This window comes from Ruegeria spongiae (assembly GCF_023502395.1).
Lineage (GTDB): Bacteria > Pseudomonadota > Alphaproteobacteria > Rhodobacterales > Rhodobacteraceae > Ruegeria_C > Ruegeria_C spongiae.
Genome location: NZ_JAMFMB010000009.1, coordinates 134,795 through 147,283, shown reverse-complemented (window position 1 = coordinate 147,283; position 12,489 = coordinate 134,795). Strand labels below are relative to the sequence as shown.

13 protein-coding genes are annotated in these 12,489 nt (G+C 60.4%); 5 read left to right on the top strand and 8 right to left on the bottom strand.

Annotation, left to right across the window (positions count from 1 at the left end; genetic code table 11):
• The coding region (locus M3P21_RS09420; protein ID WP_249709403.1) for an OmpA family protein at positions 1–1,052 on the bottom strand (1,052 nt) is incomplete at its 3' end.
• A 225-nt stretch (positions 1,053–1,277) separates the two neighbouring features.
• On the opposite strand from M3P21_RS09420, the gene M3P21_RS09415 reads away from it, so the two are divergent.
• From M3P21_RS09415 to M3P21_RS09405, 3 genes are all read left to right on the top strand, one after another.
• Positions 1,278–2,783: a caspase family protein gene (locus tag M3P21_RS09415; protein ID WP_249709401.1), complete on the top strand. Its 1,506-nt coding sequence runs from the start codon at positions 1,278–1,280 to the stop codon at positions 2,781–2,783.
• A 143-nt stretch (positions 2,784–2,926) separates the two neighbouring features.
• Positions 2,927–3,367, top strand: a complete 441-nt coding sequence (locus M3P21_RS09410; RefSeq protein ID WP_249709399.1) for a hypothetical protein — start codon at positions 2,927–2,929, stop codon at positions 3,365–3,367.
• A 49-nt stretch (positions 3,368–3,416) separates the two neighbouring features.
• Positions 3,417–3,770, top strand: coding sequence for an MmcQ/YjbR family DNA-binding protein (locus tag M3P21_RS09405; RefSeq protein WP_249709397.1), 354 nt, complete (start codon positions 3,417–3,419; stop codon positions 3,768–3,770).
• 342 nt (positions 3,771–4,112) lie between these two features.
• On the opposite strand, the gene M3P21_RS09400 is transcribed toward M3P21_RS09405, so the two are convergent.
• The 3 genes from M3P21_RS09400 to M3P21_RS09390 all read right to left on the bottom strand — a co-directional run bounded on the left by M3P21_RS09400 (position 4,113) and on the right by M3P21_RS09390 (position 7,544).
• On the bottom strand, positions 4,113–4,631 hold the full coding sequence (locus M3P21_RS09400) for a hypothetical protein (RefSeq protein ID WP_249709395.1): 519 nt from the start codon (positions 4,629–4,631) through the stop codon (positions 4,113–4,115).
• Between the two features lie 79 nt (positions 4,632–4,710).
• On the bottom strand, positions 4,711–6,897 hold the full coding sequence (gene uvrB / locus M3P21_RS09395) for an excinuclease ABC subunit UvrB (protein ID WP_249709393.1): 2,187 nt from the start codon (positions 6,895–6,897) through the stop codon (positions 4,711–4,713).
• A gap of 68 nt (positions 6,898–6,965) precedes the next feature.
• On the bottom strand, positions 6,966–7,544 hold the full coding sequence (locus tag M3P21_RS09390) for a nucleotidyl cyclase domain-containing protein (RefSeq protein ID WP_249709391.1): 579 nt from the start codon (positions 7,542–7,544) through the stop codon (positions 6,966–6,968).
• Positions 7,545–7,697: 153 nt separating this feature from the next.
• On the opposite strand from M3P21_RS09390, the gene M3P21_RS09385 reads away from it, so the two are divergent.
• The gene (locus M3P21_RS09385; RefSeq protein ID WP_249709389.1) at positions 7,698–8,009 is read left to right on the top strand and encodes an ETC complex I subunit; all 312 of its coding nucleotides are present in this window, start codon (positions 7,698–7,700) and stop codon (positions 8,007–8,009) included.
• A 1-nt stretch (position 8,010) separates the two neighbouring features.
• Positions 8,011–8,502 (top strand): GNAT family N-acetyltransferase, encoded by a 492-nt coding sequence (locus M3P21_RS09380; protein WP_249709379.1) that lies wholly within the window; start codon positions 8,011–8,013, stop codon positions 8,500–8,502.
• Here the strand turns inward: M3P21_RS09380 and M3P21_RS09375 are convergent.
• Genes M3P21_RS09375 through M3P21_RS09360 form a run of 4 tightly spaced genes read right to left on the bottom strand, consistent with a single transcriptional unit; the run spans position 8,485 to position 12,405 of the window.
• Positions 8,485–9,072: a PqiC family protein gene (locus tag M3P21_RS09375; protein WP_249709377.1), complete on the bottom strand. Its 588-nt coding sequence runs from the start codon at positions 9,070–9,072 to the stop codon at positions 8,485–8,487. The genes M3P21_RS09380 and M3P21_RS09375 overlap by 18 nt on opposite strands.
• A 3-nt stretch (positions 9,073–9,075) precedes the next feature.
• Positions 9,076–11,166 carry an MlaD family protein gene (locus M3P21_RS09370; protein WP_249709375.1) on the bottom strand — a complete coding sequence of 697 codons (2,091 nt, stop codon included), beginning with the start codon at positions 11,164–11,166 and terminating at the stop codon, positions 9,076–9,078.
• On the bottom strand, positions 11,159–11,809 hold the full coding sequence (locus M3P21_RS09365) for a paraquat-inducible protein A (RefSeq protein WP_249709363.1): 651 nt from the start codon (positions 11,807–11,809) through the stop codon (positions 11,159–11,161). The genes M3P21_RS09370 and M3P21_RS09365 overlap by 8 nt, the downstream gene beginning before the upstream one ends.
• Positions 11,770–12,405: a paraquat-inducible protein A gene (locus M3P21_RS09360; RefSeq protein ID WP_249709361.1), complete on the bottom strand. Its 636-nt coding sequence runs from the start codon at positions 12,403–12,405 to the stop codon at positions 11,770–11,772. Before M3P21_RS09360 ends, M3P21_RS09365 begins: the two co-directional genes overlap by 40 nt.
• Between the last annotated feature and the right edge of the window lie 84 nt (positions 12,406–12,489).

Below are 12,489 nucleotides of genomic sequence, written 5' to 3'. Positions count from 1 at the left end.
TTCACCGGTACGAACTCGATCCGGCGATTGCGGCGTTTGCCCTCGGCGGTGTCGTTTGACACGACGGGCCGGCTTTCGCCATAGCCCACGGAGACCAGCCGTTCCGGCCCGATCCCCTGCGCAACCAGATAGTCGGTGACCGCCTGCGCCCGCCGTTCGCTGAGCGCCCGGTTCGCCGCATCCGAGCCGTCGCGGTCGGTATGGCCCCCCACCTCGATCCGCAATTCGGGGCAGCGGCTGATGATGTCATGCAGGTTGCCCAGCAGCGGCAGCGAGGACCGGTCCAGCCGGGCGCTGCCCGAATTGAAATAGATATTGCCGGTGCGCGACAGGATCTCCATCCGTCCAACACAGGCATCGCGGTCCAGATCACCCTTGGTTTCAAGCGCCGTGTCGCCCGGGGTGGCCGCGGCCAGCACCAGTTTGGGCCGGGTACCAGGACGGGCGCGGTCAAACACGAAACCGAAACTGACGAAACCGAAAGGCAGGATATCGACCTCGGCGGCCTCCTGCAGCTTGCCGCGCCCCTCTTCCAACGCGAAATCGGTCAGCGGAATGGCGATGGGGGCGGTATTGGCCACCGCCACGCGGTCGTTGTCCACCAGCGTGATCGCCACCTGCGCGGTGCGCTCCTGCGTGACGCCATGCAGGTTCATGGTATAAGGCAGATCAATGATCTTGTGCCGCACGTCGTGCAGATCGGTCAGTTGATCGGTGGGCAATTGCGCGGTGATCACCGCCTCGGGAAAGTTGAAGGTCTCGAAAAACAGGAACCGCATCCGCACATTGCGCAGGTCGATCTTGGTGTCGACGCTGTCAAGCTGCACCCGGATCTCGGCCGCGCCGTTTTCGTCGATCACGCCCGAAAAGCTGGCAAAGCCGCTATGTTCGGCCTTGGAGTTCTTCTTGACCGACAGAAAGCGCAGCTCCGAGGCTTCGCCGTCCAGCTCCCAGCCATGCTCGAAAGGATCGGCGCTTTGGGCCAGGGCGGCAGTTCCCAGCAGGAGGCCCCCCACTGTCAGAACTGAGCGAAACGCGGATATGGCCTGCATGATCACCTTCCCGTAAAAGTTGAGACTGTTTCAGGGATAAGTCAGGTGAAGGTCACAATAAAGCCTAAAAGGCGGCGTTAATGAGGACGTATTGGGCAATTCGCCAGGATTTGCCCCTGCCCTGACGGCATCCGCCCCGGGCCCGGTCGCCTTTGCGCACACCCGGTCCGGGACATTCCGGTTGCAACCACAGGGACGGGCATCCATGGTTGTCGGGGCATGAAAATGAAACAAAAACTCATCCGCACTCTGCGGGTCATCACGGCCTTGCTGCTGCTGGGCTGGACCGGGTCTGCGCTTGCCGATCCGCGCATCGCGCTTGTCATTGGCAATTCCGCTTATGGATCGGTCACCGCGCTGGACAATCCGGCCAACGATTCACGCCTGATATCGAAAAAGCTGGAAAAGATGGGGTTCGACGTCCGGCTGCTGACCGACAGCAACCAGATCGAGATGAAACGCGCCATCGCCCAATTCGGGCGCGACCTGCGCCAGGGCGGCGAAGAGACCGTGGGCCTGTTCTTCTACGCCGGGCATGGCGTGCAATCCTTTGGGTCGAACTACCTGTTGCCGGTCGACGTGTCGCTGAGCGATCCGGCCGATCTGGACCTGATGGCGGTCGAGGCGCGATCGATCCTGCATCAGATGGCCTCGGCCCGCAACAAGACCAATATCGTCATTCTGGACGCCTGCCGCAACAACCCGTTCGAAGATCTGGCGGACATGGATGACAACGGGCTGGCCGAGATGAAAGCGCCCACTGGCACTTTCCTTGCCTATGCCACCAACCCCGGCGGGGTTGCATTGGACGGTGAAGCCGGAAACAGCCCCTTCACGCAGAGCCTTGCGAGCCATATCGAAGAACCCGGCATGCCGATCGAACAGCTGTTCAAGGCCGTGCGCGTCGATGTTCTGTCACAGACGCGCGGGCTGCAGACCCCCTGGGACACCTCGTCGCTGACGCGCGAGTTCTCGTTTTCGCCGCAGCAGACGCCGGTGCCCAGCTTCGAGACCGAAGATCTTGCCTGGAGCGCGATCAAGGACTCGGAAGACCCGGTGCAGATCATGCTGTTCCTGCGCGCGTTTCCCGACAGCCGACACGCGAATCCGGCACGCGAGCGGCTGCAACAGGTGATGTCGAACTCGTTTGCCGAAACACGCACCGATCCCGAACCGGCACCGGAGGCACCGCAGGTCGCTGCGGTTCAGGATCCACCGTCCGAACCACCCGAGGTCAACGACACCGAGCGGCTGATGTTCGATCTGGCCGCCTCGGACAACACCATCAATGCCTACCAGACCTATCTCGACAGCTATCCCGGCGGCGCCTTCGCCGATCAGGCCTCGGAACGGGTCGCCGCCCTGGAGCTTGAAGCCCAGACCGTAACGCGCAAGGCCGAAGCGCAGGCAGAACCGGCCACTGCGCAGCCCGGCGAAGTGGTCACGCTCAACGGCAGGCTGACATTCGGAAATGACCGGATTCGGGGCAAAACGATCGCTGAACTGGTGCGCGGCTCGCCCCATTACCCGCCGATCGAAGGTCTGCCGGAAGGGCTGTGGAAGGATCAGTCCTGTTCCGGTTGCCACCAATGGACACCCGAGGCGCTGTGCACCCAGGCCCAGACCTATGCCGCGAACCCAAGCTCTGAAAGCATCGAAAAAGCCCATCCCTATGGCGGAGATTTCAAGGCCAATCTGCGCAGTTGGGCCCAGGGCGGTTGCCTTGAATAGGCTCTGCTAGGGCCCTCATAACACCTTGCAATGAAGTCGTGATCCCACGCCCAGGGACCACCACTGCACGCCCCCGGTTTGGAGCGGCGTTATCCTGTGATAGGATGCGCCTGTTCTTTAAGACATTTTTGGGGGAAATTGAGATGCCTGATTTGATACCAAATGCCGCAAAAAAGAAGATGGAAGGCGCCTGCAAGAAGGTGGGGCGCAAGATCGGAACAGCGGTGGCGCCGCTGGACAAGAAAGGAAAACTGGAAAAAGCCTTTGTGAAGAAATGCCAGAAAGAGGTCAAATCCGTCGACAAGACTGTGGTCAAGTTCTTCGCTGAACAACTCAAGAAAGAACTGGCCAAGAAGAACAAGAAAGTGGATGGCGAGGCGTCCATTCCCCGGGTGGATGGCAAATGGGTGCCCACGCCTCCGGGCTCGGGCGTCCCGTCGCTGACCATTCCGATCACGGATTTCGTGCTGGACCCAAAGCTTGGCACAAAGGGTAAAGTGTCGATCAAGGTTTGGGCGGACCCGCGCGAGTTTGAGAAAAAGGACAAAGGCGTGATGGTGAATTTCACGGTCGTGAACTGGTGAGCGACACCACCCGCCCCGCCATCTGGGGACCGTGGTCAGGAGTGGCACGGTGACACGGGATGAGTTCAACACATTCTGTTCCGGTCTGAAGGCCACCAGCCATGTGGTGCAATGGGGCAATGCGGATGTGTGGAAGGTCGGCGGCAAGGTGTTTGCGGTCTGCGGCTGGCACGAAGGCGAGGCAGCTTTCACTTTCAAGGCCACCGATCTCGCCTATGAGGTTCTCAGCGACGAACCCGGCATCCGCCCCGCCCCGTATCTGGCGTCTCGGGGGATGAAGTGGTTACAGGTCTATGAAGAGCGCGGCATGAGCAACAGCTCTCTGCGCGAACACATCGTGACCTCGTATGAGTTGGTTGTTGCCAAACTCACCAAAAAGAAACGGGTTGAGTTAGGGTTGTAAATGCACCCACGACTCATGGATGGATATTGCGCTAAAACCGGTGACTTGTCTTGAGCTTTCAACCGACCTGAACAACGCCTCCCGCCTCGACACACATCTGGCACATCAAAATAGGTTCAGACATGTGGTCACCACGCGCGTCAAGTGGCATCGTGGAGAACAAAGAGCCTGAAAGTTCAGACCGAGGAGGCGGCACCTGACAACTAACCAATACGGAAACGCCTTTTGAGTTGGCTATGGCCAGTGTGTCCAAATCGAAGCGAGTGGCTTTGAGAACGTAGAGTGGGGGCCGCGGGAATTGCCCACAGGCCATTTCGAATGGTATGCGGTCGCAAGCCAAAATTACCGTACTTTCAAAGCGAACTTAATATCCTCAATTGCTTGAATCTGAGCAGAGGAGAGTTGCTCTCCCACCAGTGGCATCAAGATTTCCTGCAGCTGAGCCCACGATCGAGCGGCGTCTAGTTTTCGCAACCGGCGCCCTAAGCGTGGCACCGCATCGGCTGGACCATTGCATTGGGTCATTAGCCAGCGGCCAAGAACTTCCATTTCTTTCGCTTCTTCTTCTGAACAACGCAGTTTGGAACGCAACAGGACATGTAACTGTTGGCGTTGCTCGGATGTGGGCAGATCATCCAGTTCAATAAAGGACTGAGCAATTGCACATATCGCGATTCTCTCATCGTCGATGCCCTCGACAGGATGGGCATTTGCGACACTTCGGAAAGCCAGCCTTCTCGGTGCATTCTTCAGTGTTGTAGCGACGTCATGAGCGGTATTGATAGCCTCCCTCGGATTGTTTCGCACCCACCACCAGATAGCTCCACCAACGGCAGTTAAGATGAGTATGACAAGTGGCAAAACAATGTGCTCCGGCAAGAATTTTGGATATAGTTTCGCTCATTGCACTGATTTGCAACGTTCAGTTTCAGGTTTTTTTCTACCGCTTCCTCCGCTTCACATTCCCACCGCGCTGCCCCGGCTTGCCTGCCGTTGAGCGGCCACGTGATTTCACCGCATCCTCCGAGGCTTTCTCGACTGCCCATTGGCGCGCCATCGGGTCGTCGGCGATGGCCAGATCGACCGCTTCCAGACGTTTGATCTCATCCCGGATATTGGCGGCCTCTTCGAATTCCAGGTTCTCGGCGGCTTTGCGCATCTTGTCGCGCAACCCGTCCAGATGCGCCTCGAGATTGGCACCGTGCAGCGGTTTGTCGATGGTCGCGGTGACGCGGTTCATGTCGACGTCACCCTTGTAAAGACCGGCCAGTATATCCTCGACATTCTTCTGCACCGTCGCGGGGGTGATGCCGTGTTCCTCGTTATAGGCGATCTGCTTGGCCCGGCGGCGGTTGGTCTCGTTCAGAGCGCGTTCCATGGAGCCGGTGATCTTGTCGGCATACATGATCACCCGCCCGTCGACGTTGCGCGCGGCGCGGCCGATGGTTTGAACCAGTGAGGTCTCGGACCGCAGGAAGCCTTCTTTGTCGGCGTCCAGAATGGCGACCAGCCCGCATTCGGGGATGTCGAGCCCCTCGCGCAGCAGGTTGATGCCGATCAGCACGTCGAAGGCCCCCAGACGCAGGTCGCGCAGAATCTCGATGCGTTCCAGCGTGTCGATGTCGGAATGCATGTAGCGGACCTTGATGCCCTGTTCGTGCATGTATTCGGTCAGATCCTCGGCCATGCGTTTGGTCAGCGTGGTAACCAGCGTGCGATAACCATCACCGGCCACTTTGCGGACCTCGTCCAGCAGGTCGTCCACCTGCATTCCGACGGGGCGGATTTCAACCTCGGGGTCCAAAAGGCCGGTGGGGCGGATCACCTGTTCGGTAAAGACACCGCCGGATTGCTCGATCTCCCATCCTGCGGGCGTGGCCGAGACAAAGACCGATTGCGGGCGCATGGCATCCCATTCCTCGAACTTCAGCGGGCGGTTATCCATGCAGGAGGGCAAGCGGAAACCATGTTCGGCCAGCGTGAATTTGCGGCGATAATCGCCTCGGTACATGCCGCCGATCTGCGGCACGCTGACATGGCTTTCATCGGCAAAGACGATAGCGTGGTCTGGGATGAACTCGAACAGCGTGGGGGGCGGCTCGCCGGGGGCGCGGCCGGTGAGGTAGCGCGAATAGTTCTCGATCCCGTTGCAGACGCCGGTGGCCTCGAGCATTTCCAGATCGAAATTGGTGCGTTGTTCCAGCCGCTGCGCTTCGAGAAGTTTGCCCTCGCCCACCAGTTGATCGAGCCGGATGCGGAGTTCCTTTTTGATCTCGATGATCGCCTGCTGCATGGTTGGTTTCGGTGTCACGTAGTGGGAATTGGCGTAGATGCGGACCTGCTCCATCGTGTCGGTTTTCTCACCGGTGAGCGGGTCGAACTCGGTCAGGGTTTCCAGTTCTTCACCAAAAAAGCTGAGTTTCCAGGCGCGGTCCTCCAGGTGGGCAGGCCAGATTTCCAGGCTGTCACCCCGTACCCGGAACGAGCCACGCTGAAAGGCCTGATCGTTGCGGCGATATTGCTGGGCCACCAGATCGGCCATCACCTGGCGCTGATTATACTCTTTACCGACCTTCAGGTCCTGCGTCATCGCGCCATAGGTTTCGACCGAGCCGATGCCGTAGATGCAACTGACGGACGCCACGATGATCACGTCATCGCGTTCCAGCAGTGCCCGCGTGGCCGAGTGGCGCATGCGGTCGATCTGCTCGTTGATCTGGGATTCCTTTTCTATGTAAGTGTCGGAGCGCGGAACATAGGCTTCGGGCTGGTAATAGTCGTAAAAGCTGACGAAATATTCGACCGAGTTGTCGGGGAAGAAGCCCTTGAATTCGCCGTATAATTGCGCCGCCAGCGTCTTGTTGGGCGCGAGGATGATGGCCGGGCGCTGGGTGTCCTCGATCACCTTGGCCATGGTAAAGGTCTTGCCGGTGCCGGTGGCGCCCAGCAGCACCTGGTTCCGCTCGCCTTCGCCCACCCCTTGGGTCAGTTCCGCGATCGCCGTGGGCTGGTCGCCGGCGGGGGAAAACTCGGTCTGCATGACAAAGCGCCGCCCGCCTTCCAGCTTGGGACGGGCGCGGACGTCTTCGGTGACAAGCTGACTACGGTCGGTACTGGCATATGGCATGAACGATTCCCTTCGCTGCCAGATTTGATCCGTTTTTGTTCTTGTTCAAGGGGGTGTAGATTGTGGCGTCAGGATGCTTGGCCCGGATCCGCGACGCCATCCAGAAAAATGCTGATCTCGCGCAGGGCCTTGGGCCATTCGGGGTCATAGTCGGGCATCGTATTGTTGGCGGTATCCAGGCCGACAAACCGTGTTCCGGGAATTCCGGCGGCCAGCCGCTGATACTGATCCTTGTAGTGCAGCCATCCGTCCATCGGATTGTCGGTCCACTCATATTCCAGATGCTGCACCCAGTTTGGTGCCTTGACCAACGTTCTGCCCTGACCTGTCTCGGTCCAGGCGATGCCTGTGCCATCCCGTGAACTGGTAAAACGGATATTCTGGCGCGCGGCCTGACGGGTGCGCTCGGCCTGATCATTGCCGCCCTGCAAGTCAAGGGACAACACATCGATCGGAACGGGCAATCCCTTGAGGGTCATGGTACCTTCAGGTTTGAGCGCCACACCCAGCAATCCGTCTGCGATTTGCTGTGCCACGCGGCTGATCAGGCAGCCTCCGGGCGGGGACGCGGCCTGCAGGCGAACCGCCACGTTGACCGCTGCGCCGAACACGTTCAGCGAAAGTATCGCCGCGATTACACGCGCCATTTCACAGCTCCTTTCGCGTCGACCCCATCGCAATTAGCGCGGTCATCGCCATCTGCATCGAGTCCTATGGCATTTCGCCACAGGTTTTGCCGACTTGCCCCGCCCCCTGCACTGCGGCATAAGATGGGTTCGCATGACCAGACGGAGACGGCAATGCGCGCACGCATCTACCAACCTGCCAGAAACGCAATGACATCGGGGATGGCGAAGACCCGGAAATGGGTGCTGGAATACGCCCCTGCGTCAGAGCGCGAGATCGATCCGCTGATGGGGTGGACCTCATCCGCCGACACTCAGGCGCAAGTGCATCTGCAGTTCGACAGCAAGGAAGAGGCGCTGGATTATGCCAAGGCGCACGGGATTGATGCGCAGGTGAGCGAACCGCACAAGCGCAAGCAGAATATCCGCCCGATGGGGTATGGCGAGAATTTCGCGACCAACCGGCGCAGCCCCTGGACCCACTGAATTGACGGCCGGGATGCTGGTCGGGCGCGACGACGTCCGGAATACCGACATACGCGCCCTGCTGCTGCGCCATTTCGCGCTGATGCGCGACGCCTCGCCCGAGGAAAGCTGCCATGTCATGCAGCCCGACGCGCTGCTGGAAGCGGGCGCGGTTCTGATCAGCGCGCGCCATGGTGATGCCGTGTTGGGCATTGGCGCCCTGACCGAGATAGCGCCGGGTCACGGCGAGCTGAAATCCATGCACACAGCCGCCGAGGCGCGCGGGCGCGGTGTTGCGCGCGCCATCCTGCAGGCGCTGATATCCGAGGCGCAGGACCGCGCCTTGCAACGGGTCAGCCTTGAGACCGGATCGGACCCGCTTTTTGCGCCCGCCCGCGCGCTATATATCGCGCACGGGTTCAACGAGTGCCCGCCCTTTGGGGAATACAGGGAAGACCCGCTCAGTGTGTTCATGACCCGGTCACTGGGGGCACGCTCAGATCTGTCCGGATGACACCTTGCCCATCGACGTTGCAATGTCGCCGGCAAGCAGCTTGATCGCCTGCGACTGCGCCAGCGCGTAGTCATTCACCGAATCCGAGGCGATCGGCACCGAGAAGTTGAACCGTTTGATCCGTTGCAGCGACCCGCCATTGGGCGAGGTTAGGAAATACTGACCCGAAAGTTGCATCGACTGACCGGGAATACCAACAAAGCGCCGGATCTTCACATCGACCCGCACATCCGCGAAGCCCGTGGCCGGAAGCGGTTCGGCCGCGACATCCGCCGAGATCGCCCGGTCCAGACCCGAAGCGAGCAACTCGGTCAGGGCGCGTTCGGGGTCGTCGGCCCAGAAGCCGTTGCGCACCGGGCGCAGGACGCCGTCGGCGTTCTGCAGGTTGATCTCGCTGTCCTGCGCGTAGCTGGGCAGGTTCAGGGTGCCGACCTCGACCGTGCGCGCGGCTGTCCTGACCTGTTTTTCAACCGGAAAGTCCGGCAGCAGGTAGAGTTGGGAATTATTGCCGCATGCGCCCAAAGCGATGGTCATGGCCAACAAGGTGATTGTGCTAAAGCGAATACGCATGACTTATCTTCCAACTAGCAATGAGTTCGGTTTGCGCCGGATCGTCTGTGCCAGCGCGTTGATGGAGTGGACCGCCTGCCGGATATCGGCCACCGCGGCGCGGACCTCGCGATTGACGGGCGAATTAGGGCCATAGGCCGCGATGGTCGCCTCGGCGGTGTCGGCCAGATCGTTCAGGCGCTTGGCCAGTTCGGGCAACGACGCGGCGGCCTTGGCAATCTCGTCGGCGGCATTCCCGGCCGAGGCCAGGGCCCGGTTGAGGTTTTCGGCGGCGCCACCGGCGCGCAGTTCCTGCAGTGTTTCCCGGACCTCGTTCAGTGCGCCGGTCAGGGCGGGCGGGACATCCTGCATCGAGTCGTTGCTGATGAACCGGTCAGCCGAGGCCAAGAGCGAGTTGGTGGAGGCCACCGTATCCTCGATCGGCAGCGCGTTCACTTTCGCAACCACCGCATCGATATCGGCGATCAGCTTGGGCACATCCGCGCTGGCGGTCGAGACATTGGCAGTGATCGTTTTCAGATTTTCCAACGACACAACCAGCGCATCGACGCCTTTCTTCTGTTCGAACTCGGTCAGCATCGCATTCACCGAACTGATCGCCTCGTTCAGCTTTTCGGGCAGTTGCTGCGTCGCTTCGGACCCGGCGATCGTGTCGACATTGCCGAGCAGCGAGTTGATATTTGCCGGAATCTGCTTGGTCTGGTTGTCGGCCACGATGGCATCGACATCCGAGATCAGCTTGATGGTGCGGTCCATCAGTTCCTCGATCGGCAATTGCGCCACCCGGTTCAGCACGCCCTCGGCCGCAATATTGAGCGTATCGGGCGGTGTCGCGACAGTGGGCACCAACGGCAGCGGATGACCGGTCCGCTCAAGCTGCGCTTCGGGCAGCGCGGGGTCCTCGAACAGTTCCACATGCAGGCCACCGGACAGCAGCGAATTCGGCATCAGCCGGGCACGAAGACCCGTGTTCGGGATTACCTGCGCGAGGTATTCGAGCACCTCTTCGGGATTGTTCACATCCGTGATGCCAAGCCGGTTCGGCTGGATCGTGTAGGACACCAGCAGCAGCACGTCATCTGGCGTTTGGGCGTCGTCGGGGGCGTAGACGGACAATTCCTTGACCTCGCCGACCTTCAGGCCCCGATAGTCCACATTGGCCCCTTCGCGCAGCCCCTTGACCGACCCCTCAAAGGCCGAGGCAACGGTGACAGTTGCGCGCAGATCATCGTTGAACCGGCTGTCCTTGGCTGCACTCAGATTGGGATAGAGGTCGAAGCGGGTGGTTTCCGTCACCGGTTCACCGCCCGAGATCGTGGTGTCGAAGGCGATGCCGCCCTGCAGCAGCGCCGACAGGCTTTCCACGCCCACCTTCAACCCCTCATCGGTCAGATCGACCTCGATCCCCGAGGCGTTCCAGAACCGCGAACCGGTGTTGATCAGCTTGTCATAGGGTTCTTCGACAAAGGTGGTGATGGTGATCGTGCTGCCATCCTCGCTTAACGACAGGTCTTCGACCTTGCCGACCTTGAACCCCTTGTAGAGCAGCGGTGCGCCGACCGAGACTGAGCCTGTCTCGGTCGAGGTCAGTTTGATTTCGATGCCCTTGGCATTGGGAGCTATGATCGGGGCCTTCTTTTCGGCGATGAAATGGTCCTTGCGCTTGCCGGGTTCAGGATCCCATTCAGCGTTGATATAGGCGCCCGACAGCAGCGTATCCAGGCCCGAAACGCCCTCGGACGTGATCTCGGCATGGACCAGCCAGAACCGTGCGTCGTCATCCAGATAGCGCGCCATGTCGCGGCGGACATTGACGGTGACATCGACATGCGACAGGTCCTCGGAGAATTCGATCGCGCCGACCGATCCAACCACGACATCGCGGAATTTCAGCTGGGTCTTGCCCGCTTCCATGCCGGTTGCCTCGGGAAACTCGATGGTGATCGGCACATCGCTTTCCAGATAGCTCTGCAGCGCCAGACCCAGCGACCCCAGCAGCGCCACCGCAGGCACAAGCCAGACCGCCGAAAATCCGCCAATCAGACCCTTGCGCGGGCTCTTGACCTCCAGCTTGGAGGGGTTTGCGTCACTCATGCTTTGGTTCCTTCGAAGTATCGTCCCAGATCAGCTTGGCATCGATGCTTTGCGCCGAAATCATGGTGAAGACCACCGACAGCGCAAAACAGACCGAGCCCGGACCGGGCAGGATGGAAATGATCGCCCCAAGGCGGATCAGCGACGCCAGCAGCGCCACCACAAAAACGTCGATCATCGACCAGCGCCCGATGAACTCGACCAGTTCATAAAGAACCAACCGCGCATGGGCGCTGAGGTTCCATCGGTAGTGGATGCTGAGCACCAGAAATCCGACGATCAGGAATTTGCCGATCGGGATCAGCAGACTGGCCGCCATGATGACGCTGGCAACCAGAAAATCACCCTTCTTGAAGAAGAGGATGATCCCCTCGATGATCGTATGCCCGTCCTCGCTGCCCAGCACGCGGTTGGACAGCAGCGGGAACACGTTGGCGGGGATGTAAAAGACCAGCCCGGTGATCAGCCAGGCCCAGGTTTTCTGCAGGCTGTTGGGTTTGCGCGATTTCAGCGTCTTGCCGCACATCCGGCAGTCATGGTCCTGCGGCTGATGCACGGTGCCGCAGCGGTGGCATCCCACCAGCCCTGCCTCGCGCGCGCTGATCATGCCGTCACCTTGCGGATGGTGGACCAGATCGTCCATCGGCAGACCGAGGCGTTCTGGAAGCCGATCACCAGAACCAGTACGCAGAACAGCCAGAACGAGGTGCCAAAGCTGATCGTGGCCAACCCGCCGATCTTGATCAGCGCCACTGCGGTTCCGATGATGAAAATCTCGGTCATCGCCCAGGGGGCCAGCGCTTCGGCCCAGGCGAAGGCGAGCTTGGCATGGGGCAGCGCCGGGCGCCCCTGCCGCAGCGGCCAGATCGTATAGACCAGCAACGCCGCGCGTACCATCGGCAGCACCACCACGAACAGCAGCACGCACAGGCCCAGTAGCACATACCAGCCTTCGGAAAAGGCCAGGATCACATCGACGATCGACGCTTTGCGCTCCAGCCCGGCCTTGGACATGCCCAGAAACGGAAAGCACAAAGCACCCGCCATCAGAACGGCAGAGGCCAGAGCAAGGGCCAGGGTCCGGTCCATGGTTTCCGATTTGGTGGTGATCAGGGTGCTGTGGCAACGGCTGCACGTGGCGCGCTGCCCCGGTTGCAGCGCCTCCAGCTCATGCAGAAGGTCGCAATGCGGGCAGGCGATCAGCCCGTCCAGATTCTGGTAGTTCAGGCCCGTGGTCATAGCGTCACTTCCGCCAGCGCCAACATATCGGACCGGGTCTTCATGAAATGCTCCGCTGGGCTTGGTTCGAGTGTCGGACGCGCG